The following is a 23,269-nucleotide window of genomic DNA, read 5'->3' as shown; positions in this document are numbered from 1 at the left end:
GCCGGCCCCCGCCAACAGCGCGATGGCCGACGCACTGCGCCGCGCGGGCCTGCTGGACCCGGGCAAGCGCTGACCCGGCCGGGCGGGGGCGGAGCCACGCGGCTCCGTCCCCGCCCGCCGGTCCACTGGGGCCGAGGCCTCTCGTTTCGATCATGCCGGGCTCGCGGGCCCCGGCCCGCACCCCGATCCGGCACGATCGGGACGAAAGATCCTGGTTAGCGCTCCGTCACCTTCCCCGCCGCGACCTCCAGGCGGCGGTTCACGTGGACCGCGTCGAGCATGCGGCGGTCGTGGGTGACCAGGAGGAGGGTGCCCTCGTACGAGTCGAGGGCCTGCTCCAGCTGTTCGATGGCGGGCAGGTCCAGGTGGTTGGTGGGCTCGTCGAGGACCAGGAGGTTGACGCCGCGGCCCTGGAGCAGGGCCAGGGCGGCGCGGGTGCGCTCCCCCGGGGAGAGGGTGGCGGCCGGCCGCAGGACGTGGTCCGCCTTCAGGCCGAACTTGGCGAGCAGGGTGCGGACCTCGGCCGGCTCGGTGTCGGGCACCGCCGCGCCGAACGCGTCCAGCAGGGACTCCGGGCCGTGGAACAGCTTGCGGGCCTGGTCGACCTCGCCGACCAGGACGCCCGAGCCGAGCGCGGCGTGCCCCGAGTCGAGCGGGATGCGGCCCAGCAGCGCGGCGAGCAGGGTCGACTTGCCGGCGCCGTTGGCCCCGGTGACCGCGACCCGGTCCGCCCAGTCGATCTGCAGGGACACCGGGCCGAAGGCGAAGGCGCCGCGCCGGACCTCGGCGTCCCGCAGGGTCGCCACGACCGCGCCGGAGCGCGGGGCGGCGGCGATCGCCATGCGCAGCTCCCACTCCTTGCGCGGCTCCTCGATCACGTCCAGGCGCTCGATCATGCGCTGGGTCTGCCGGGCCTTGGCCGCCTGCTTCTCGCTGGCCTCGCTGCGGAACTTGCGGCCGATCTTGTCGTTGTCGTTGCCCGCCTTGCGGCGGGCGTTCTTCACGCCCTTGTCCATCCAGGTGCGCTGCATCTGCGCGCGGTCCTGCAGGGCGGACTTCTTGTCGGCGTACTCCTCGTACTCCTCGCGCGCGTGCCGGCGGGCCACCTCGCGCTCCTCGAGGTAGGCCGCGTAACCGCCGCCGTAGAGGTTGATCCGGCGCTGGGCGAGGTCGAGTTCGAGGACCTTGGTGACCGTGCGGGTGAGGAACTCGCGGTCGTGGCTGACGACGACCGTGCCCGCGCGCAGCCCGGTGACGAAGCGTTCCAGACGCTCCAGGCCGTCCAGGTCGAGGTCGTTGGTGGGCTCGTCCAGGAGGAAGACGTCGTAGCGGGAGAGCAGGAGGGAGGCGAGGCCGGCGCGGGCCGCCTGGCCGCCGGAGAGGGCGGTCATCGGCGTGTCCAGGTCCACGGCGAGGCCGAGGGAGTCCGCGACCTCCTCCGCGCGCTCCTCCAGGTCGGCGCCGCCGAGCCCGAGCCAGCGCTCCAGCGCGGCCGCGTAGGCGTCGTCGGCGCCGGGCGCGCCGTCGACCAGCGCCTGGGTGGCCTCGTCCATGACCTGCTGCGCCGCGCCGACGCCGGTGCGACGGGCCAGGAACTCCCGCACGGTCTCCCCCGGCCTGCGCTCCGGCTCCTGCGGCAGATGGCCGACGGTCGCGGCGGGTGGGGACAGCCGCAGTTCGCCCTGCTCGGGCGGGGTGAGCCCGGCGAGCATCCGCAGCAGGGTGGACTTGCCCGCGCCGTTGGCGCCGACCAGCCCGATCACGTCTCCGGGCGCCACCACCAGGTCGAGCCCGGAGAACAGGGAGCGGTCGCCGTGCCCGGCGGCGAGGTTCTTGGCGACGAGAGTGGCAGTCATCAGAAGGCAGATCCTAATGCGCCGCGCGCCCGGCGCTCAGCCCGGTCTCCCCGGGTCACCGTGGCCGCGCGGACGCCCGCGAAGGCGCGCGCGACGACTGTGGCCTTGGCCGCCTTCGGGTCCGGGGCGACCCGGTGGGCGAGGACGGCGGCCCAGGCGCCGAGCGGCCCACGGATGCGGCCGAGCGGCCCACGGATGCGGGCGCGGCATGACGGAGCCGGCCGGACAGGGCCTATCGTCCTGGCGTGAGCAGCGAGCCGAGTGACGAAGTGATCGTGGTCGGGGGCGGCATCATCGGGCTGACGACGGCCGTGGTGCTGGCCGAGGCGGGCCGGCGGGTACGGGTGTGGGCGCGGGAGCCCGCCGAGCGCACCACCTCGGCGGTCGCCGGGGGTCTGTGGTGGCCCTACCGCATCGAGCCGGAGCCCCTGGTCGGCGCGTGGGCGCTGGAATCCCTCGCCGTGTACGAGGAGTTGGCGCAGCGGCCGCAGGAGACGGGCGTACGCCTGGTCGACGGCGTGCACCGGGGAGCCCGGCTGGACGAGCTGGGCGCGTGGGCGGCCCGGGTGCCCGCACTGCGGGCCGTGGCGGACGGGCTGGCGGCACGGCTGCCGGTGATCGACATGCCGGCGCACCTGGCGTGGCTGCGGGACCGGCTCGTGAAGGCGGGGGGCGAGGTGGAGGTCCGCGAGGTGACGGACCTGGCCGCCGTGCCCGCCGCCGTCGTGGTCAACTGCGCGGGTCTGGGTGCCCGTTCGCTGGTCCCGGATCCGGCGGTCCGGCCGGTGCGCGGGCAGCTGGTCGTGGTGGAGAACCCCGGGATCACCACCTGGCTCACCTGTGTCGACCACTCCGCCGCGGCCTCCACCTACGTCATCCCGCAGCCGTACGGGCTGATCCTGGGCGGCACCGCGGAGGAGGACGACTGGTCCCTGGAGCCGGATCCGGCCACCGCGGCCGCGATCGTCGGCCGCTGCGCGGCCGTGCGGCCGGAGATCGCGGCGGCCCGGGTCCTGGACCACCGGGTGGGCCTGCGCCCGGCCCGGGACGCGGTACGACTGGAACGCCGGCCGCTGCCCGACGGCCGTGCCCTGGTGCACAACTACGGCCATGGCGGGGCCGGGGTCACGGTGGCCTGGGGCTGCGCCCGCCAGGCGGCCGGGCTCGCATTTCCGGCCGCCTGACGGGCCGCACGCCCATCCGACGCGAGCCGCACACCCATCCGACAGATCGCGCGCCCGTCCGACGGGCCCAACCCCCATCCGACGGGCCGCACGCCCACCCGACGCGAGCCGCACACCCACCCGACGGCCCCACGCCCGCCCAACAGGCCCCGCGCCCATCCGCGAAGCGGCGCGCTACGACGGGATGTGCCGCGCTCGGTGCGGCGCGCGCACCCCGGTCAGCGGCGCGGGGGCGGTCGCCCCGGCCGTCGTACCGGCGGTTGCGCGGGTGAACGCGGGCGCGCCGCCGACCAGCGGCAGCCGGGCCGCCGTGCCGGACAGGTCGACCGTGAGCGTCGGCCTGGTGGACGGCGGGTCGATGAGGTCCCGGTCGGTGCCGGCGACGATCAGGGCGAGGCGGTGTCCCCTCGGGACCACGTGGTCGGTGGCCGCGAGGTGCAGGGTGATCGGGTAGGCCCTGCCCGGGGTGAGCGGGACGCCCCGGGCGGGGGAGGCGTAGTGGCCGAGGTCGGCCCAGCCGCGGCTGAACACCGTGTAGTCGACCTTGGCCGTCTTCGCCCGGGTCTCCTTGAAGCAGGCGCTGTCCCCGGCGGTGCTCTCCCCCCAGCAGCTGCGCCGGGTGAGGGTGGTGATGCCCTCGGCGGCGTCCGCGTAGTCGCGGATGGTGTCCGGGCCGAGGTCCACGAGGACGGCGGACAGGTGGGCCGACGTCGTGGTCGGGGTCGCGGTGACCGTGACGGTGGCGGAGCCGGACAGGCGCAGGTCGTGGCTGAGCGGTGCGGTGAGGAAACCGGCCTTCTCCGCGCTGGGAGTGGTGAGGTGCGCCGCCCAGTCGGTCTCGCTCAGCCTCGGGTCGTCGGTGAACGTCTCGGTGCCGCCGGCCGGGCGCAGGCCGAGCGTGCCGACGCCGGGCCGGTCGCCGGGGGCCGGGCGCACGGTGGTGGCGCGGGTGCCGTGCGGGGGCCAGGACGCCGAGGTGACCCACTGGTCCGGGTGGCGTTCGACGTCGGCCATCGGCTCGCGGTCGATGCCGTTGTCGTAGCCGAGGAGTTCGTGGTCGAACCAGCGGTGCAGGGTGTCGACCCAGGCGCCGCGCCGGTAGTCGAAGGGGTCGACGTGGCCGGTCTGGGACAGCCAGAGCTTCCGCTTCACGCCGTGCTGCGCGAGGGCGTCCCACCACTGGCCGAAGTGCTTGGTGCGGACGTTGAGGTCCTGCATGCCCTGCGCCACGAACACGCTGGCGCGCACCTTGCGGGCGTCCTTCACGTAGTCCCGCTCGGTCCACAGCGGGGTCCAGTCGCCGCTGCGCGGGCTGCCGTCGGCGAGCCTCTTGCGCACGGCCGCGCAGTGGGCCTGGGTTTCCTGGCTCTCGACGTATCCGGCCAGGTCGTCGGGGCCGCCGTCGTAGAGCGGAGCGCCCTCGGCGAAGTAGTAGTCGTACCAGGACGAGATGGCGCTGATCGGCACGATGGTCCTCAGGCCCTTGACGCCCGTGGCGGCGACGCCGTTGGCGATGGTGCCGTCCCAGCTCTTGCCGATCATGCCGGTGCGGCCGTTGGTCCAGGTGGCCCGGACGGCCTTGCCGCCGGTCCGGGTGGTGTAGGCCTTGGCGCGGCCGTTCAGCCAGTCGACGACGGCCTTGGCGGACCGGATGTCGGAGCGGCCGCCGACGTCGACGCAGCCGTCGGAGCGGTTGGTCCCGGCGAGGTCGACGCCGACGAAGGCGTAGCCGCGGGGCACGAAGTAGTTGTCGTAGAACAGCGGCATCCGGACGACATGGCCGCTCGCGTCGTAGGTCTTGACCTGGCTCTCGTTGCCGCGCCCGCAGCAGGAGTAGTAGGGGCTGGCGTCCATGACGACCGGCACCTTGCGGCCCTGCCGGGCCGGTTCGGCGGGGCGCACGATGTCCGCGGCGACGCGGCCGCGCTTCCCGTCGCCGTCCCCGTCGAGGCCCGTGTCCACCCAGACGGACTCGCGGACGGCGTGGGCGTAGGAGTAGACGGGAGTGCTCTCCCGGGGCGCGGCCTGGGCGGCGGCCGGGGTGAGGAGAGCGGCCGTCAGGACGGCGGCGGCCGCTGCCACGAGGGCGCTCCGGATCGTGGCGCGACGGCCTCTCGGCGGGCGAATGGGCATGCGCGGACGCTACATCCCGTCAACTCCCGTGCAGAAGGCTGCTTTGCGGCACTCGGGTGGTCCATGTCGGCCGAATGGCGATCGTGTGACGGCAGGGGCCATGGACAGGCCAGGGGGCACAGGGGATGAATAGGCTCCGGACAGAGTTCCCCGAACTGACGTGCATTCCCGACGACTTGGAGCTGACGTGCACCGCAGAATCATCGCTCCGGGCGCACTGGCGGCGGCCTCCCTCCTGCTGGCGATCCCGGCATCGGCCGCGAGCTACTCCCCCGGCGCGCCGGGCATCGGCGACCCCTACTACCCGTACTACGGCAACGGCGGCTATGACGTCTCGCACTACGACCTGAGGCTGCGCTACCAGCCGAGGACGGACGAGTTGCAGGGCACGGCGACGATCCTGGCGCGGACCACGCAGGACCTGTCCCGCTTCGACCTGGACTTCCTGCTGAACGTGAGCGAGGTGCGGGTCAACGGCGCCAAGGCCGGCTTCACCCATTCCCAGCAGCATGAACTGGTGGTCACGCCGAAGACCCCGCTGGCCAAGGGGACGCCGATCACCGTCGTCGTCCGCTACAGCGGGGTGCCGTCGGCGAAGAGCGCCTACGGCTTCACCACCTGGCACCGCACGCCGGACGGCGCGGTCGCCGCCGACGAGCCGGAGGCCGCCTGGTGGTGGTTCCCGAGCAACGACCACCCGAGCGACAAGGCCACCTACGATGTGTCGGTGGCCGTGCCGGACGGCACGCAGGCCCTCTCCAACGGCACGCTGCAGTCGACCGATTCCAGGCTGGGCTGGACCCGATACAGCTGGCGGCAGACCAAGCCGCAGGCGACCTACCTGGCCACGCTCGCCGTCGGCAGGTTCGACATCACGACGGGCACGTCCGAGGGCGGCGTGCCGGTCGTCAACGCCTACAGCAGGGACCTCGGCGACAACGACGGCGCCGCACGGGCGAGTGTGGAGCGCACCGGGGAGATCGTCGACTGGCTGAGCGGCTATTTCGGGCCGTATCCGTTCGCCAGCGCCGGCGGCTACGTCCCGAACACGACCACCGGCTACGCGCTGGAGACGCAGACCCGGGTCTACTACAGCCCGAAGCAGTTCGCGAAGGGCGCCAACGCTTCCGTGGTGGTGCACGAGCTGGCCCACCAGTGGTACGGCGACGACGTGTCGGTCAAGGACTGGAAGGACATCTGGCTCAACGAGGGCTTCGCCACCTATGCGCAGTGGCTGTGGTCGGAGCACGAGGGTGAGGGCACCGCGCAGGAGCTCGCCGACTACGTGTACGCCTCCCACCCGGCCGACGACCCGTTCTGGAAGGTGAAGCCCGGGGACCCGGGTGCGGACAACCAGTTCGACGACGCCGTCTACGACCGTGGCGCCGCCGCCCTCCAGGCGCTGCGCAACACGGTCGGCGACAAGGCCTTCTTCCGCATCCTGAAGGGCTGGCCGAAGGCGCACGCCTACGGCAACGCCTCGGTGGCCGACTTCGAGAGGTACGCCGAGCACGTGTCCGGCAAGCCGCTCGCCGGCCTGTTCGACACCTGGCTGTTCCAACCGTCCAAGCCGGCCGCGTCCGCCGCGCGCGCCGCGTCCCCGGCAAGGGCGGGCGCCGCGGTGGCCCGGCCGAGGTCCTGGCAGAAGATCGAGGCGGCGCACGGCGGCCACGGGCACTGACCCGGCCGGTCAGCGTTGCGTCGCGGGCTGCTTCAGCAGTGCGTCCCGGCCCACCGCCTCCGCGCGGGAGGCCGGGACGGTGCAGGCGTACGCTCCCGCGACCGCGCCGTAGCGGGCGCAGGTCACGGGCGGCTCGCCGTTGAGGCGGCCGTAGAGGAACGCGGCGGCGAAGGCGTCGCCCGCGCCGTTGGAGTCCACCACCGGCGCGGGCGGCACCGCCGCGGGCACCCGGGTCAGCTCGCCACCGGCCAGCAGATACGCGCCGTCGGCCCCGGCGGTGGCGACGACGGCCTCGGCCCGCCCTCGCTCGGCGATGCGCCGCATGGTCCGCTCGGGGTCTTTCAGCGCGGCGGCCGACAGGAAGACGACGTCCGCCGCGTGGGCGAAGGGCTCGTGGTACGGGTTCTCGCCGTCCCAGTCGTGCAGGTCCGTGGACAGGGGGATGCCCGTCGCGGCCAGCACCGGCAGGGCTTCGGCGCAGGGCTGGGTGATGGTCACGTGGACGTGCCGGCTCGCCCCGGCCAGCGTGCGCAGCAGCTCGGGCGGGAAGCGGTCGCCGGGGCGGGCGCGGCTGGTGTCGTACAGGGACAGGCGGCGGCCGTCGGGGCCGACCAGGTTGACGGCGCGCCTGGTCCCGGCCGGCTGCGGGAGCGCGGTGAGCGCGATGCCGTGCTCGCGGTGCAGGGCGCGCACCAGGTCGCCCTCGGGGTCGTCGCCGAGCAGGTCGAGATGGTGGGTGCGCAGGCCGAGTGCGGCAAGGCCCAGCGCGACGAAGTCGCCGGTCTGCCCGGCCCGGGTGCGGATGCCGGAGTCGATCATGTAGCTGTCGGCGTAGGGCAGGGGGAGCTCGGGGACGTGGATGATCGTGTCCACTCCGGCTCCGCCCAGGACCAGGACGTCCGTCCCGCCGGTGTGTGAACTCATCCGCCGCCCTCCCCGTGGCCGTGCACCGTTGCGTGTCGCTCCGCCGGCTGGGCGGGATTGTATGCGCACAGGCTCCGAGGTTCCTCGGGGCCTGTGCGGGGCGGGGCCGGGGGCTGTGGCCCCGAGCGGCTACTTCGCCGGCTGCGGCAGCTGCCTGCCGGCGTTCTCGGACACCCGGCGGCGCACCCCGAACCAGCCGGCGACGAGCATGACGGCGATCACCGGGATGAGCAGCAGGGTCTTGCGGCCGACCTCCGCGTCGTTCCACATCATGCCGAGGCAGACCAGCAGGAAGGCGATCGTGGCGATCTCCGTGAGCGGCGAGAACTTCAGCTGGAAGTGCGGGCGGGTCACCAGGCCCGCCCGGGCCCGGCGGACGAAGATCATGTGGCAGACCATGATGATCACCCAGGTGCTGACGATACCGAGCGAGGCGACGTTCAGCACGATCTCGAAGGCCTGGCTGGGCACCAGGTAGTTCAGGCCGACGCCGAGCACGCAGATCCCGCAGGTCAGCAGGATGCCGCCGTAGGGCACCTGGGTGCGGCTCATGACGCGGGTGAACTTCGGCGCGGAGCCCGCCACGGCCATGGAGCGCAGGATGCGGCCGGTGGAGTACAGGCCCGAGTTCAGCGAGGACATGGCGGCGGTGAGCACGACGAGGTTCATCACGTCGCCGGCCGCCGGGACGCCGATCCGGGACAGGACCGTCACGAACGGGCTCTCGTCGGCGGAGTAGAGCGAGCCGGGCAGCAGCAGGGCGAGGAGCACGACGGAGCCGACGTAGAACAGGCCGACGCGCCACATGATCGAGTTCACCGCGCGCGGGACGACCTTGTGCGGCTCGGCGGTCTCGCCGGCGGCGACGCCGACCAGCTCCAGCGCGGCGTACGCGAAGATCACGCCCTGCATGACCAGGACGACCGGCATCAGGCCGTGCGGGAAGACGCCGCCGTGGTCGCTGATCATGCTCAGTCCGGGCCGGTGGCCGTCGACGTGGTGGCGGGTGGCCAGCAGGACGATGCCGACGACCATGAAGCTCACCAGGGTGGCGACCTTGACGATGGAGAACCAGAACTCCATCTCGCCGAAGATCTTCACCGAGATCAGGTTCACGGCGAGCACCACGGCGAGGGCGACCAGCGCCAGCACCCACTGCGGGATCGGGGTGAACAGGCTCCAGTAGTGCGTGTAGAGCGCGATCGCGGTGATGTCGGCGATGCCGGTCGTCGACCAGTTCAGGAAGTACATCCAGCCGGCGACGTAGGCGCCCTTCTCGCCGAGGAACTCGCGCGCGTAGCTCACGAAGGAGCCGGAGGACGGGCGGTACAGAACCAGCTCGCCGAGGGCCCGGACGACGAAGAAGGCGAAGACGCCGCAGACCAGGTAGGCCAGGGCGAGCGCCGGGCCCGCGTTGTGCAGGCGGCCTCCGGCGCCCAGGAAGAGGCCGGTGCCGATGGCGCCGCCGATGGCGATCATGTTGACGTGCCGGGCCTTGAGGTCCTTGCTGTAGCCGGCGTCGCCCGCGTCCGCGGGCGTGACGGCCGCCTCGGGACGGGTGGTGGCCTGCGCCGCTTCCACGGTGTCCTTGGTGCTCACGGGTGGATCCACTTCCGGTGCGCCCGGGCCTCGTGGGCCCGGGGTTCGTGCAGGTCTCGGCCCGTACCACCCTGATGTGTCGCGGCACAGACCAAGGCAGCAGCTTCCCAGTCGATGCGACGCGCATGCGATGGCCCATGTCACACAGCGTGACTTCTCACAGAATCCATGCACGGTACACACATGGTGCGGAAGAGGTTTCACACCATGGGTGAGACAGCGATACTGCTACGCATGACCACCGATGCGACGACCGATGCCGCGGAGCCGGCGCTCACCGTCGACGAGCTGGCCGCCCGCGCGGGCGTCACGGTCCGCACCGTCCGCTTCTACAGCAGCAAGGGGCTGCTGCCGCCGCCGGTGATCGGTCCGCGCCGGGTGGGCCGGTACGGGCCCGGGCACGTGGCGCGGCTGGCCCTCATCGAGGAGCTGCAGCGGCAGGGGATGACCCTGGCGGCGATCGAGCGGTACCTCGGGCAGCTGCCCGCGGACCTCAGCCCGCACGACCTGGCCATCCACCGAGCGGTGGTCGCGTCGTGGGCGCCCGACTCGGTGGAGACGGTCTCGCGCCCGGAACTCGAGCGACGGGCCGGCCGGCCGCTGGGTCCCCAGGACCTTGAGCGGCTGGCGGCGCTGAACGCCGTCGCGCCCGGGGACGGGGACACGTTCCGCGTCGACTGCGGGCTGCTGCGGCTCGGCGTACGGCTCCTCGACGTACCGCTGTCGCAGGACGCGATCCTCGCGGCGCGCAAGGTGCTCATGGAGCACTCGCGCGCCGCGGCCCACGAGCTCGCCCAGCTCTTCCGCGGCGAGGTGGCGGAGCGGGACACCCGGGACGTGAGGTCCCTGTCGGCGCACATGCACCCGCTGGTGGTGCAGGCACTGCTGACGATGTTCCAGCGCTCGCTGCGGGAGGAGCTGAGCGAGTGGCTCAGCGGGTCATCGGGCTGAGTCGGCGAAGCGCTCCCCCTTCTCGGCCTTCGCCACGAGCAGCCCGGGCGGGGTGAACCGCTCGCCGTAGCGCTCGGCCAGCTCGCGCGCGCGGGCCACGAACCCGGGCAGTCCGCCCTCGTAGCCGTTGATGTACTGCAGCACGCCGCCGGTCCAGCCGGGGAAGCCGATGCCGAGGATGGAGCCGATGTTGGCGTCGGCGACGGAGGTCAGGACGCCCTCCTCGAGGAGCCGGACGGTGTCGAGCGCCTCGGAGAAGAGCATCCGCTCCTGCATGTCCCGGAACGGGATTCGGTGTCCCGGCTTCGTGAAGTGCTCGCGCAGGCCCGGCCACAGCCCGGCGCGCCTGCCGTCCTCGCCGTAGTCGTAGAAGCCGGCGCCGCCGCTGCGGCCGGGGCGCCCGAACTCGTCGACCATGCGGTCGATGACGGCCTCCGCCGGGTGCGGGGTCCAGGTGCCGCCCGCCTCCTCGACGGCCCGCCTGCTCTCGCCCCGGATCTTGCGCGGCAGGGTGAGGGTCAGCTCGTCCATGAGGGAGAGCACCTTGGCCGGGTAGCCGGCCTGCGCGGCCGCCTGCTCCACGGAGGCGGGTTCGATGCCCTCGCCGACCATGGCGACGCCCTCGTTGATGAAGTGGCCGATCACCCGGGAGGTGAAGAAGCCGCGCGAGTCGTTGACGACGATCGGCGTCTTGTTGATCTGCCGGACCAGGTCGAAGGCGCGGGCGAGGGCCTCGTCGCCGGTCCGCTCGCCCTTGATGATCTCGACCAGCGGCATCTTGTCGACCGGCGAGAAGAAGTGCAGGCCGATGAAGTCGGCCTGGCGCTCCACGCCCTCGGCGAGGGTGGTGATCGGCAGGGTGGAGGTGTTGGAGCACAGCAGCGCGTCGGGCGCGACGACGGACTCGATCTCCTGGAAGACCTTGTGCTTGAGCGCGGTGTCCTCGAAGACGGCCTCGATGACGGCGTCGCAGCCGGCGAGGTCGGCGGCCTCGGCGGTGGGCGTGATGCGGGCGAGCAGCGCGTCCGCCTTCTCCTGGCTGGTGCGGCCCTTGGCGACGGCCTTGGCGCACAGCTTCTCGGAGTAGCCCTTGCCCTTGGCCGCGGCCTCCAGGGAGACGTCCTTCAGAACGACGTCGATGCCCGCGCGGGCGCACGCGTACGCGATGCCGGCGCCCATCATGCCGGCGCCGAGGACGGCGACCCTGCGGACCTGGCGGGGCTCGATGCCCTTCGGCCGGTTCGCGCCGGAGTTCACCGCCTGCAGGTCGAAGAAGAACGCCTGGATCATGTTCTTCGAGGTCTGCCCGGCGGCCAGCTCCACGAAGTAGCGGGCCTCGATGACCTGGGCGGTCTCGAAGTCGACCTGGGACCCCTCGACGGCCGCGGCGAGGATGTTGCGCGGCGCCGGGTAGGGTGCGCCGCCCGTCTGCTTGCGCAGGGTGGCCGGGAACGCGGGCAGGTTGGCGGCGAACTTCGGGTTGGCCGGGGTGCCGCCGGGGATCTTGTATCCGGGCCGGTCCCAGGGCTGCTGCGACTCCGGGTTGGCGTCGATGAACGCACGGGCCTTGGCCAGCAGTTCCTCGGGCGTGGCGGCGACCTCGTGCACCAGGCCGTTCTCCTGGGCGCGCCGTGCGTTGTACTGCTGCCCCTGGAGGAGCACCTTCACAAGCGCGTCCGCGATGCCCAGCAGCCGTACGGTGCGGACGACTCCGCCGCCGCCGGGGAGCAGGCCGAGGGTGACCTCGGGGCAGCCGATCTTCGTGCGGGAGGTGTCCAGGGCCACGCGATGGTGGCAGGCGAGGGCGAGCTCGAAGCCGCCGCCGAGCGCCGCGCCGTTGATCGCCGCGACGACCGGCTTGCCGAGGGTCTCGATGCGGCGCAGGTTCCGCTTGACGGCGAGGCCGCCGTCGAACAGCTCCTGGGCGGTCTCGGGCGTGACCCGGATCAGGTCGCGCAGGTCGCCGCCCGCGAAGAAGGTCTTCTTGGCCGAGGTGAAGATGATGCCGCGGACGGAGTCCTTCTCGGCCTCCAGCCGGTCGGTGATCGCGGCGAGGGAGTCGCGGAACGCCTGGTTCATGGTGTTCGCGGACTGGTTCGGGTCGTCCAGGACGAGGGTGACGACTCCGGTGTCGTCCTGCTCCCAGCGGATGGTGGTGCTCTCGGTCATGGGTGTGGTCTCCGTTGAGGTCTCGTGGTTCCGCGGGGAGTTCAGACGCGCTCGACGACGGTGGCGATGCCCATGCCGCCGCCCACGCACAGGGTGGCCAGGCCGTAGCGCTTGTCCTGGCGCTCCAGCTCGTCGACGAGGGTGCCGAGGATCATCGCGCCGGTCGCGCCGAGCGGGTGGCCGAGGGCGATGGCGCCGCCGTTGACGTTGACCTTGTCCAGCGACAGGCCCATGTCCTTCACGAAGCGCAGGACGACCGCGGCGAACGCCTCGTTGATCTCGACCAGGTCGATGTCGTCGATGGTGAGGCCGGCCTTGGCGAGGGCCTTGCGGGTGGCGGGGGCGGGACCGGTGAGCATGATGGTGGGCTCGGAGCCGGAGACCGCGGCGGAGACGATGCGCGCGCGGGGGGTGAGGCCGTAGCGCTCGCCCACCTCCTTGGAGCCGATCGCCACGAGCGAGGCGCCGTCGACGATGCCGGAGGAGTTGCCCGCGTGGTGGACGTGGTCGATCTTCTCCACCCAGTGGTACTTCTGCAGGGCGACGGCGTCGAAGCCGCCGAGGTCGCCGATGTCCGCGAAGGACGGCTTCAGCTTGCCGAGGGAGTCGGCCGTGGTGCCGGGGCGCAGGTGCTCGTCGTGGTCGAGGACGACCAGGCCGCTGCGGTCCTTGACGGGGACGACCGAGCGGGCGAAGCGGCCCTCCTTCCAGGCGGTGGCGGCACGCTCCTGGGACAGGGCCGCGTACTCGTCGACGTCCCGGCGGGAGAAGCCCTCGATGGTGGCGATGAGGTCGGCGCCGATGCCCTGGGGCACGAAGTTGACGGCGAGGTTCGTCATCGGGTCGTTGAACCAGGCGCCGCCGTCGGAGGCCATCGGGACCCGGGACATGGACTCGACACCGCCCGCGAGGACCAGGTCCTCCCAGCCGGAGCGCACCTTGGCGGCCGCCAGGTTGACGGCCTCGAGGCCGGAGGCGCAGAAGCGGTTCTCCTGGAGGCCGGCGACCGTGTCGGGCAGTCCGGCTGCGATCGCGGCGATCCGGGCGATGTCGGAGCCCTGGTCGCCGACCGGGCCGACGACGCCGAGCACGATGTCGTCGACGGCGGCCGGGTCGAGGCCGGGGAAGCGGTCGCGGATCTCGTGGATGAGGCCGACGACCAGGTCGATGGGCTTGGTGCCGTGCAGGGCGCCGTTCGCCTTGCCGCGGCCGCGCGGGGTGCGGATCGCGTCGTACACGTACGCTTCGGTGCTCACTGATGTGCCTTTCGGGAGGGTGGGCCGAGCGGGGTCGGCCGCCGAGGGCGGGCGGTCGTCGGGTGGTCGTCGAATGGGTGGTGCGGGTCAGTCGCCGTCGGCGACCGGGTCGTCGTTCACGAGTGCGGGTATCCCCCAGTCCGAGGCCACCGAAGCGGTGTCCGCGCCCGGGCGCGCGGGGCCGGTGCGGAGGGCGGTGGGAGTGGCGGAGAAGCGGGGCGCCGGGGCCGGCTGGGTGATGCCGCCGTGGTCGGTGAAGGTGCCGCGGGCGGTCAGGTGCGGGTGGTGCGGGGCCTCGCGCAGGGACAGGACGGGGGCCACGCAGGCGTCGGTGCCCTCGAACACGGCCGTCCACTCCGCGCGGGTGCGTGACTTGAAGCGGGCGGCGATCCGCTCGCGCAGCTCCTCCCAGCGGGTCACGTCCCGGCGGGCCGGCGCCAGGTCCTCCAGGTCGAGCAGGCGCAGGAACTCCTCGTAGAACTGCTCCTCCAGGGCGCCGACCGCCATGTACCCGCCGTCGGCGGTCTCGTAGGTGCCGTAGTAGGGGCAGCCGCCGTCGAGGAGGTTGGCGCCGCGCCGGTCCTGCCAGCCGCCCGCGGCCAGCATGCCGTGGATCATCGCGGACAGGTGGGCCGTGCCGTCCACGATGGCGGCGTCGACGACCTGTCCGGTGCCGGTGGCGCGCGCGTGGTGCAGGGCGGCGAGGACGCCGACGACCAGGTACAGCGAGCCGCCCGCGTAGTCGCCGAGGAGGTTGGCGGGGACGGCAGGGGGCTCGCCGGGGCGGCCGATCATGCCGAGGGTGCCGGTGAGGGCGATGTAGGCCACGTCGTGGCCCGCGCGGTGGGCGAGAGGGCCGTCCTGGCCCCAGCCGGTCATCCGGCCGTAGACCAGGCGGGGGTTACGGGCCCGGCAGTCGGCGGGGCCGACCCCGAGGCGTTCGGCGACCCCCGGGCGGTAGCCCTCGAGGAGGATGTCGGCCCGTGCGGCGAGGTCCAGGACGCGCGCGGGGCCGTCCGGCGCCTTCAGGTCGACGACGACCGAGCGCTTGTTGCGGTTGGTGACGTCGTGGGCGGGGTCGATGGCGAGCCCCGGGCCGCCCGGGCGGTCCACCCGGACCACGTCGGCGCCGAGGTCCGCCAGGAGCATGGCGGCGAAGGGGCCGGGGCCGATGCCGGCCAGCTCCACCACGCGCACGCCGGAGAGCGGGCCGTACCCTGCTGGTGCCGCCGTGCTCATGCCGGTCCCCCAAGTGTGTGACACAACTGATGTAACACCGGTGATGCTAAGAACGCGTTCCACCGGACACAAGACCTGAACGAGCAAGCGCTTAGCCAAGTGCCCCGGGGCCGCCCCGCGCCGACCCTGGGGCTGGTCGTCGGACGTGGCACACCTCACGCTAGCCTCAGCGACCGACAGCGGCGCGGGTTGCACGACCAAGGGGTGTCATGAGCAGGCTGAACAGGACGGACCGTCCCTATGACCTGGTGCTCTTCGGGGCCACCGGTTTCGTCGGCACGCTCACCGCGGAGTACCTCGCCGCGCACGCGCCCCGGGACCTGCGCTGGGCGGTCGCGGGCCGCGACGAAGGCCGGCTGGAGCGGCTGCGCGAGCGGCTGCCGGGCGGCGCTCACGTCGGCGTGCTGCGCGCCGACGTGCGCGAGCCGGCGACCCTGCGCGCCCTCGCCGAGCACGCGCGCGTGGTGGCCACGACCGTCGGCCCCTATGTGCTCCACGGCGAGCACCTGGTCGCCGCCTGCGCGGACGCCGGGACCGACTACCTGGACCTGACCGGCGAGCCGGAGTTCGTCGATCTGACGTACGTCCGGCACGACGCACGCGCGCGGGAGACCGGCGCGCGCCTGGTGCACGCGTGCGGCTTCGACTCCGTGCCCCACGATCTCGGCGTGTACTTCACGGTCGGGCACCTGCCCGAGGGCGTGCCGCTGAGGGTCGACGGGTACGTGACGGCCCACGCGGCCTTCTCCGGCGGGACCCTGGCCTCGGCGCTGAACCAGGTGGCCCGCGCACGCCGGATGCGGGCCGCCGCGCGCGAGCGCGCCCGGCACGAGCCGCGGCTGCCGGCGCGCCGGGTGACGGCGCCGACGGGCGCGCCGCGGTACGCCGCCGAGGTCGGCGCGTGGGCGCTGCCGCTGCCGACGGTCGACCCCCACATCGTGCGCCGCTCGGCGAGGGTGCTGGAACGCTACGGCCCAGACTTCCGCTACCGGCACTTCGCCGCGGTCCGGCACCTGCCGGTCGCCCTGGGCGGGGTCGCCGCGGTCGGCGCGGTCGCGGCGGCCGCTCAACTGCCGCCCGCCCGGCGCTGGTTGTCGGGCCTGCTCCAGCCGGGCGAGGGTCCGAGCGCGGAGCGGCGGGCGAGGAGCTGGTTCGCGGTGCGCTTCGTCGGCGAGGGCGGCGGCCGGCGCGTCTTCACCGAGGTCACCGGGGGCGACCCCGGCTACGGCGAGACGGCCAAGATGTTCGCCGAAGCGGCCTTCTGCCTCGCCCTGGACGACCTCCCGCCCACGGCCGGACAGGTCACCACGGCCCAGGCGATGGGCGACGCGCTGACACAGCGGCTGCGGAACGCGGGGATCACCTTCCGGGTGGCGGCGCGGCGGTAGCGCGGGACGGGAGCCCGCTGTCCGTCGCAGTCCGCGCCGGTCTCCCCCAGGTTCCGGCATGCCCTCCGCCTCAGGGCCGTACGACGAGGTCGCGCTCCCGCTGGACAAGGGCGACGGCGGATCTGCGGAGCGCTTCGCTCGCCGCCGGCCAGAGCCCTTCGTCACCGCCTCGGCTCTCCACCTCGCGGCACCAGGCCGCCCAGTGGGCCGGCACCGCGGTGCGAGGGGCGCCGGGAGGCAGTGAAGCGGGGAGGCCACTCCAGGACACGGCGCGTGCGAGGAGACCGGTGCACAACGCGGTCTGCGCCGCACGGCCGCCCCTGCTCTTGCGCAGGTGAAACTGTTCCCGGCTCTTGTCGAGCAGGTCCCGGATCACGGTGGTCGGCCGTTGCCGGAGGGCCCATGCCAGATGGGAAAGCGGATCGACGTCGTTGCGTGCCGGGTTGGTGTAGCCGCCCAGTACGGCCAAATGCACGGATTCCTCGGCGAACCAGAGACGTAAGGCACTGATACCCAGACCTGGCCGGTTCCTGTGCAGCCAGTCGACCAGGGCGCGGCACACGGTCGGTACGTCCGCAAGTTCCGGTGCGGGGCCGGCCGCGCCCCTCTGCCGATCCAGGCGCGCGGCCCACCAGAGCACGGGTCCGGGCCACGGCGTGTGCCCGGCCGCGTCCGCCTCCGTGGCCCGTGCCGGGCTCGCGGAGGTGCGCGCGGTGTGGCATTTGACAGACAGGTCCCGGATCAGCGCCTCACTGTCTCGCGTCACCACGTGGTCGAGGTGAACCGCCGGGTCGGTGCTGCACCACCAGGCATCCTGGGGGAAGCCGGGCCGACCGCCCAGTGCCAGGTGGGTCGAAACGGCGCAGTAGAGGAGCCGCATGGCCGGGGCGGCGGGATCGCCATGCCGGTGTGGCAGGTCAGCGGGAGACATCGGGCTCCTCCACCCGCAGTACATGCACCCGGCCGAGCGCCGTGCCCGCCAGTGCGGTACCGCCGTCCGGGGTGATCGCGCAGGCGGCCACCGGCTCGTTCGCCGCGAATTCGGCCAGCAACCGCCGCGAGGCCACTTCCCAGAGACGCACGGTGCCGTCCCCGGACGCGGAGAGCGCACGGCCGCCGTCACCGGTGAAGCACACGCCGTACGCCCATGCGCGGTGACCGCGCCAGCGGGCCTGCGGAGCACCCGTGGCGAGGGTTGTGAGCATCAGCGGGGCGTCGTCGGAGTCGGACGACGACAGGGCCGTGGTGCCGTCGGGGCTGACGGCCACACGATTGACCCACGCTCCCTGGGCGTCGACCCGATGGACGAGCGTGCCGTCGGCGAGGCTCCAGATGCCGAGGGTCCGGTCGACGGAGGCGGTCACGATCCACCGGCCGTCGGGGCTGGCCGCCACCCCGCGCACACCGGAGTCGTGCCCCCGCAGGCACATCGACTCCCGCCCAGTGGCGAGGCTCCAGATTCGCACGGTTCGATCATCCGACCCCGAGACCACCTGGGTGCCGTCGGAGACGAACGCCACAGAGTTGACGACGTTGGAGTGCCCCCGCAAGACCATGACCCGGCGGCGCTCATCGATGTCCCAGATCACGACGGCGTTGTCGCTGCCCGCCGAGGCAGCCTGTCGGCCTCGCGGGCAGACGGCCACCCCCAGAGCCTTGGCGTCGTGCCGGCCGAGCTCGGCCGTCGGCACTGCCGCATCGAGGTCCCAGATCAGGAGCCTTCCGTCGTGGCCCGCGGAGACGGCACGGCGCCGGCCGGGGACGACTGCGATCTCGCCCACCCAGTCGTGGTGGCCCGCCTCTCCGGCTCTCGCGCCCGCGAGCGCGGGCGGGGTCACACTCCGGATGCGCACACTGCCGTCCTCCGCAGCCGACAACACTCTTCCGTCGGCTGTCGCCGCCAGAGCGCGGACTCCTGCGAGGTGACCGCCGAGTATGCGGTGTCGCCGGGGGGCGTACACGTTCCGGACGCGGATCGTGCGGTCGTCCGACGCGGAGACCACCTGTCGGCCGTCCGGGGTGAAGACGACCGCGTTCACCCATGAGACGTGGTCCTTCCAGGCGGCTGCGAGAGTGAGGCTGTCGAGGTCCCACAGCCGAACCTCGCCGTCCTCGGCGCCGCTCGCCGCCCACCGGCCGTCCTGGGAGACCGCCACCGCGTTCACCCAGGTGCCGTGCCGGCGAAGGCAGTGCAACGGCCGTGCCCGGTCGACGTCCCAGACGCGGACGCTGCCGTCGGCCGAGCCCGAGACGGCGAGGCGACCGTCTCCGGAAGCGGCGACGGCCTGGACCCAGCCGGTGTGGCCGTGCAGCCGTGCGTGCACGGTCCCGGTGTCGACGTCCCACACGGCCAAGGTGCCGTCGGCGGAGGCGGAGAGGGCTCGCCGATCCGGGAGCAGAACGACGTCGCGGACCTCCCATCGATGGATGGCGAAGGTGTTGAGACGGCGTCCGCCGCGCGGCTCCCAGACGGTCAGCGTTCCGTCTTCGGCGCCGCACACCGCCACCTCACCGAACCGGTCAGCGGCCATGCAGTACAGGCCGCCGGGTGCTGCCCAGCGGCGCAACACCTCGCCCGTGCGCAGGTCCCACCACTCCACCGTTCCCTCCTCGTTCGCGGAGAGGCACTGGTGCGCGCCGACAACGGCCACGGCCGCCGGACGACCCATGCCCTCTCGCAGGACCCGGTCGCTCCATCCGCCGTCGGCGAGAGAGGGGCGCATGGGGCGGAGCCAGAGCCGATCGCGCCACCTTCGAGCGTCGTCCAGCAGGGGCCGCAGCACAGGCGTCGTCTCGTCGGACAGGCGCCCCAGGAGCTGCGCGGCCGTCTGTCCACCGTCCAGGGCCAGGATCGGTTCCGCCCTCCACAAGGCCTCCCGGACCCGGATGAGTGCCACTCTCTGCTGCTCTGTCATGGCGTGCGCCGACTCACCTACGTCGTCGATGAGGGAGAAGTCGGCCAGCAGTTCTCGTATGCCGAGAAAGTCGATCTTGCGCTGCAGAAATGTGAAGGTGAGAAGTACCCGGGCGAGGAGATCAGCGCGGCCGGCGCGGGCCGCGGTCCGGGGGAGGTGCCGCAGCCGGCCCTCGTCCACCTCGGTGCCGGTCTCACCGCGCGCCGTCACTCGAAGTCCTGCAGAAGCCGGAGGGAGATCATCTCATTGATCTCGGCGAGGTCGATCCGTGAGGCCGCGAGGATGTCCTCGCGCCGCAGGAAGTCGGCGAAGCTTTCGTGGTAGAAGCTGAAGCGGGTCTCGCCGCCGACTTTCTCACGGCGCAGGAACTGGTTCCACTCCTTCAGCACCCACGTCACCGTTGTCGCTCGCTCGCCGGTGATCTCGGTCAGCAGTCGGACGGAGACGGGTTCCTGGTACTCCAGGAGGACGTACAGAACCTTGAGCTTCTCCCTGGGAGTGGACACGCCGTCCATGCCCATGATGCGCCAGTGATTCGCGTAGTAGTCCTGCAGGCCGCTGGGCAGGGCGTCCAGGTCGGCGTGCGTCCAGCGCTGCGCGGCGATGTCGGCGACGACGTGCCTGAGGTACATGAAGTTGGCCTGGCTGCGCCGGGCGAGGTGCTCGACATAGGCGGGACGCGTCAGGCCTCTCTCCTCGATCCAGCGGGCGACGGCCGGGACGTCGGCACTGCGATCCAGGTACGCGCGCGCGTCCGCGAAGTTCTCCGCCCGGTACCGCGGGTCCATCAGGTCGAGCGTGTTGCTCGGCACCTCCACCGTGAGCGGGAGGGGCACATCGCGCTTGGTCACCAGCACATAGACGCCGGCCGGTAGTTGTGCAGGGAGATAGAGGACGTTCGCGGTCCGGTCCTGACTTGAGAGGTCGACCTCGTCCAACGCGTCCACGGCCACCACCAGCGGCCCTTCGGCATGCGCGGTCCATTCGTCGAGCAGCTCCGCGAAGGCGCCGCCGTCCTGGAGGTCGTCGGGCACCGCTCGACGCGGCAGGCCCGATCGTTCCGCGAGCTGATGGCAGACGCTCTCCAGGAACTGCGACGCCCGGGTGAGGCCGCACGAGCGCTGGTTGAAGTAGGCGATGCAGCCGGTCCGGCGCACATAGTCTGCCAGCACGGCGCTCTTGCCCATCCCCGGATCGGCGCGCACGGTGAAGTACCCGCAGGAATTGGCAGCCATCCAGGATTCCAACTCCCGGTACACGAAGCCGCGGCCGACGAAATCTCGACACTTCTCCGCCATCAGCGAACGGAACCGTCGCGGCAGGGGGAGTTGCCCGACGTCGTCGGTGCGCTGACGGGCCAGCAGGGCGACCGCCGCCAGACGGATCTCCCGCAGTTCGCCGCGAGTCTCGTCGAATGCCGAAAGCAGCACCTCGTGACGACGGGCGAGGTCGCGGACGACGCCGTCGAGCCGCTGCCCGAAGCTGTCGAGCCGGTCCGTGCTCCGGCTGCTCTGCGCCGCCTGGTGCCCCATGAGTGCGGCGGCGTCGAGCATGAGCATGCGAAACAGATCCTCGTCGGCAGTCGCCCTCCGCCGGAACGCCGCCAGCGTGCCGGCCAGCAGACGGTCGCGGGTGGCGGACACCAGGCACTCGGGAGCGTCACCGAGCCATTCGGGAGACGCGCACAGCCGGGCCATCAACGCTTCGTTGGCGGCCCGGCCGAATGCCTCCACGCTCTGTGCTGCCGACGGAAGCAGGCCGTTGCCGGCCGCGGCCGGCAACGGCCCGGCAGCACCCGGCAGGGGAACGGCTCCCAGCAACGACAGCGCGTCGTCCCTCAGCGTACGGCAACGAGCGCGCACGTCCGCCCGTTCCTGCCGGGTCGCGCAGGCCCTCGCCGCATGCTCGGCCAGCGAGCCGACGGCCTCGAGAAAGGATTCGAGCACGGCGCGTTCGACCAGTTCGTCGGAGCGTCTCGCCTTGCGTCTGGCCCAGGTGTAGGCCTCCTGTACAGGTGCTCCGACCAGCGCACCACCCACCATGGTGAGGATTTCGACAAGCATCGCCGTGGCACCCCCCGGTCCCCATGCGCAGTTGCCGTGGCAACCCGCCCCTTGCTCCCCGGCCTCAGCGTAAGGGACCGAGTACGGAGCGCGAAGGGCAATCGGCCGAGCCGGCATCGCCGGAGGACCGGGCGACGGCCCGGCGTCTCAGGGGGCCGGCGCGTGACCCGGCGCAGCCTCCCGCAGGGCCCGGCGGCACAGGGCGTCCGCCCTGCGGGTGGTCTCCGGCAGGCGGTAGGCGGGGGTCAGGGCCAGGGTGTGGGCGAGCGCGTTGCCCAGGGTGACCCGGTGGCCGACGGAGACGAAGACCGGCTTGACGCCGTCCCGGGTGCGCAGGGCGCGGCCGACCTCCTCGGTGCCGGCGAGCAGCGGCGCGGAACTGCCGCGCGCCGGGGCGGGGTCGTCGTACGTGAACGTGAACGGGTTCTTGGCTACGCCGATGGTGGGCAGGTCCGTGAGCACGCCGAGGTGGCTCGCGAGGCCGAAGCGGCGCGGGTGGGCCAGGCCGTAGCCGTCGCACACGACCAGGCCGGGCGGGCAGGGCAGGGCGTCCAGGGCGGCGAGGACGGTGGGGATCTCCCGGAAGGCGAGGAGCCCTGGCACGTAAGGGAAGGAGACCCGGCCGACGGCGGTGGCCTCGGCCACCACGTCGAGGGTGCCGGCGTCGAGGACGACGGCCGCGGCGGCGACCAGGTCGAGGGCGTCGTCGTAGGCGACGTCGACGCCCGTGACGCGGCCCGTGCCGGGCGGCGGTCCGGGCTCGTCGAGCACCACGCGTCCGCGCAGCCCGTCCTGGACGGCACGGGCCTCTTCCTCGGTCGCGGGCCAGCCCGCGGGCACCCCTACGGTCGTCATGATGGCCACGACTCTACGGACCCGGAAAGGCCCGGCCGTGCCCAGGGGTACGCTCGCGATCATGTTCATACTGGAGCTGACCTACACCGCGCCGCTGGACGCCGTGGACGCCCTGCTGCCGGACCATGTCGCCTGGCTGGAGGAGCAGTACGAGAAGGGCTCCTTCCTGGCCTCGGGACGCAAGAACCCCCGCGACGGCGGGGTGATCCTGGCCGTCGCGGAGGATCGCGCCCGCATCGAGGAGATCGTCGCGGGCGATCCGTTCGCCGTCGCCGGGGTGTGCGCGTACCGCATCACGGAGTTCGTCGCCACCAAGACCGCTCCGGAGCTGGCGCGCCACCGGCAGACGCTCGGCTGAGCGTCGCGGCTCATCCTTTCCTGGCGTTCAGCGCGCGCTGCAGCTCGTCCTTGTTCATGTGCGAACGGCCCTCGATGCCGCGCTGCCTGGCCTCGTTGTAGAGCTGGTCGCGGGTCGGGCCGTGGGGGCCGGCCCGGTTGCCCGACCGCTGGCCACCACGCTTGCCGGACGACATGTCCTGCGTCGAGCTGCGGCTGGCGGTCTTCGACTCGCCGGAGCGGGCTCGTTCCTTGTTCACCGTCCGCGAGGCGATTTCCTTCGCGCGTCCCTCGCTCTCGCCCCGGTCCTGCGCGCTCTTCTTGATGTGCTCATACTGACGTTCGCGCTTGGGGCTGGAACCGGCTGGCATGATCGCTCCTCTCCTTTGCGGTGGGGCGCCTTGTGCGGCGGGGCGCCTGTGCGGCGGGGAACGAGTACCCGGGTTGCGGCCGGTTACCTCACCTCTCCGGACCTCTCCAGCCGGGCCACCCTGCCCTGTTCGCCGGCCGCCCAGCAGCTGAGGTCGGGCGTGCAGTCGACGGTGTCGTAGGAGCCGGTGCCGAACGTCCGCCAGGTGCGGCCGCCGTCGGTGGTCAGGTCGGTCCCGGTGGGGCCGACGGCGAGCGCGGCGGTGCGGCTGTGCGGGAGCCAGGCGGCGCCGGAGCGGTAGGCGGGCGGCGGTGCCGCGGCGGGCCGCCAGGTGCGGCCGCCGTCGCCGG

Annotated in this window: 17 protein-coding genes and 1 pseudogene; 5 read left to right on the top strand and 13 right to left on the bottom strand. The window is 72.8% G+C overall.

Features of this window, described 5'->3' with window-relative positions; translation table 11 throughout:
- Positions 1–215: 215 nt before the first annotated feature.
- On the bottom strand, positions 216–1,856 hold the full coding sequence (locus tag ACLU3S_RS24390; RefSeq protein ID WP_413954081.1) for an ABC-F family ATP-binding cassette domain-containing protein: 1,641 nt from the start codon (positions 1,854–1,856) through the stop codon (positions 216–218).
- A gap of 269 nt (positions 1,857–2,125) precedes the next feature.
- Here ACLU3S_RS24390 and ACLU3S_RS24385 point away from each other — a divergent pair, with 269 nt between their 5' ends.
- Complete coding sequence (locus tag ACLU3S_RS24385; protein ID WP_413954082.1) at positions 2,126–3,040, top strand: FAD-dependent oxidoreductase; 915 nt, start codon at positions 2,126–2,128, stop codon at positions 3,038–3,040.
- Positions 3,041–3,214: 174 nt separating this feature from the next.
- Here the strand turns inward: ACLU3S_RS24385 and ACLU3S_RS24380 are convergent, their stop codons facing one another.
- The gene (locus ACLU3S_RS24380) at positions 3,215–5,173 is read right to left on the bottom strand and encodes a Xaa-Pro dipeptidyl-peptidase (protein ID WP_413954080.1); all 1,959 of its coding nucleotides are present in this window, start codon (positions 5,171–5,173) and stop codon (positions 3,215–3,217) included.
- 187 nt (positions 5,174–5,360) lie between these two features.
- Between ACLU3S_RS24380 and ACLU3S_RS24375 the strand changes: the two genes are divergently transcribed.
- The gene (locus ACLU3S_RS24375) at positions 5,361–6,854 is read left to right on the top strand and encodes a M1 family metallopeptidase (protein ID WP_413954079.1); all 1,494 of its coding nucleotides are present in this window, start codon (positions 5,361–5,363) and stop codon (positions 6,852–6,854) included.
- Between the two features lie 9 nt (positions 6,855–6,863).
- Here ACLU3S_RS24375 and ACLU3S_RS24370 read toward each other — a convergent pair whose 3' ends face one another.
- Positions 6,864–7,778 (bottom strand): PfkB family carbohydrate kinase, encoded by a 915-nt coding sequence (locus ACLU3S_RS24370; RefSeq protein WP_413954078.1) that lies wholly within the window; start codon positions 7,776–7,778, stop codon positions 6,864–6,866.
- Between the two features lie 129 nt (positions 7,779–7,907).
- A complete protein-coding gene (locus ACLU3S_RS24365) occupies positions 7,908–9,377 on the bottom strand; it encodes an amino acid permease (RefSeq protein ID WP_413954077.1) in 1,470 nt (489 codons plus the stop codon).
- 234 nt (positions 9,378–9,611) lie between these two features.
- Between ACLU3S_RS24365 and ACLU3S_RS24360 the strand changes: the two genes are divergently transcribed.
- Entirely contained in the window at positions 9,612–10,328 is a 717-nt protein-coding gene (locus ACLU3S_RS24360) for a MerR family transcriptional regulator (RefSeq protein WP_413954076.1), read from the top strand.
- On the opposite strand, the gene ACLU3S_RS24355 is transcribed toward ACLU3S_RS24360, so the two are convergent.
- From ACLU3S_RS24355 to ACLU3S_RS24345, 3 genes are all read right to left on the bottom strand, one after another.
- Positions 10,317–12,497 (bottom strand): 3-hydroxyacyl-CoA dehydrogenase NAD-binding domain-containing protein, encoded by a 2,181-nt coding sequence (locus tag ACLU3S_RS24355; protein WP_413954075.1) that lies wholly within the window; start codon positions 12,495–12,497, stop codon positions 10,317–10,319. The genes ACLU3S_RS24360 and ACLU3S_RS24355 overlap by 12 nt on opposite strands.
- 41 nt (positions 12,498–12,538) lie before the next feature.
- The gene (locus ACLU3S_RS24350; RefSeq protein WP_413954074.1) at positions 12,539–13,753 is read right to left on the bottom strand and encodes an acetyl-CoA C-acetyltransferase; all 1,215 of its coding nucleotides are present in this window, start codon (positions 13,751–13,753) and stop codon (positions 12,539–12,541) included.
- A gap of 87 nt (positions 13,754–13,840) precedes the next feature.
- A complete protein-coding gene (locus tag ACLU3S_RS24345; protein WP_413954073.1) occupies positions 13,841–14,992 on the bottom strand; it encodes a CaiB/BaiF CoA transferase family protein in 1,152 nt (383 codons plus the stop codon).
- A gap of 209 nt (positions 14,993–15,201) precedes the next feature.
- Between ACLU3S_RS24345 and ACLU3S_RS24340 the strand changes: the two genes are divergently transcribed.
- Positions 15,202–16,380 carry a saccharopine dehydrogenase family protein gene (locus ACLU3S_RS24340; protein WP_413954072.1) on the top strand — a complete coding sequence of 393 codons (1,179 nt, stop codon included), beginning with the start codon at positions 15,202–15,204 and terminating at the stop codon, positions 16,378–16,380.
- Between the two features lie 70 nt (positions 16,381–16,450).
- Here ACLU3S_RS24340 and ACLU3S_RS24335 read toward each other — a convergent pair whose 3' ends face one another.
- The 4 genes from ACLU3S_RS24335 to ACLU3S_RS24320 all read right to left on the bottom strand — a co-directional run bounded on the left by ACLU3S_RS24335 (position 16,451) and on the right by ACLU3S_RS24320 (position 22,213).
- Entirely contained in the window at positions 16,451–17,311 is an 861-nt protein-coding gene (locus tag ACLU3S_RS24335) for a hypothetical protein (RefSeq protein ID WP_413954071.1), read from the bottom strand.
- Positions 17,298–19,505, bottom strand: coding sequence for a WD40 repeat domain-containing protein (locus ACLU3S_RS24330; RefSeq protein ID WP_413954070.1), 2,208 nt, complete (start codon positions 19,503–19,505; stop codon positions 17,298–17,300). The genes ACLU3S_RS24335 and ACLU3S_RS24330 overlap by 14 nt, the downstream gene beginning before the upstream one ends.
- Complete coding sequence (locus ACLU3S_RS24325; protein ID WP_413954069.1) at positions 19,502–21,337, bottom strand: hypothetical protein; 1,836 nt, start codon at positions 21,335–21,337, stop codon at positions 19,502–19,504. The genes ACLU3S_RS24330 and ACLU3S_RS24325 overlap by 4 nt, the downstream gene beginning before the upstream one ends.
- Positions 21,338–21,505: 168 nt before the next feature.
- Positions 21,506–22,213 (bottom strand): endonuclease V, encoded by a 708-nt coding sequence (locus tag ACLU3S_RS24320; protein WP_413954068.1) that lies wholly within the window; start codon positions 22,211–22,213, stop codon positions 21,506–21,508.
- Between the two features lie 61 nt (positions 22,214–22,274).
- On the opposite strand from ACLU3S_RS24320, the gene ACLU3S_RS24315 reads away from it, so the two are divergent.
- Positions 22,275–22,571 (top strand): YciI family protein, encoded by a 297-nt coding sequence (locus ACLU3S_RS24315; protein ID WP_413954067.1) that lies wholly within the window; start codon positions 22,275–22,277, stop codon positions 22,569–22,571.
- 10 nt (positions 22,572–22,581) lie between these two features.
- Here ACLU3S_RS24315 and ACLU3S_RS24310 read toward each other — a convergent pair whose 3' ends face one another.
- Together ACLU3S_RS24310 and ACLU3S_RS24305 are read right to left on the bottom strand one after the other, a co-directional pair.
- On the bottom strand, positions 22,582–22,920 hold the full coding sequence (locus tag ACLU3S_RS24310) for a plasmid stabilization protein (RefSeq protein WP_413954066.1): 339 nt from the start codon (positions 22,918–22,920) through the stop codon (positions 22,582–22,584).
- 83 nt (positions 22,921–23,003) lie between these two features.
- Positions 23,004–23,269: pseudogene (locus ACLU3S_RS24305) on the bottom strand (oxidoreductase); the annotation flags it as partial.

This window comes from Streptomyces sp. AF1A (assembly GCF_047340315.1).
Lineage (GTDB): Bacteria > Actinomycetota > Actinomycetes > Streptomycetales > Streptomycetaceae > Streptomyces.
The sequence above is the reverse complement of the archived record's forward strand: the minus strand, read 5'-3'. Positions and strand labels throughout refer to the sequence as shown.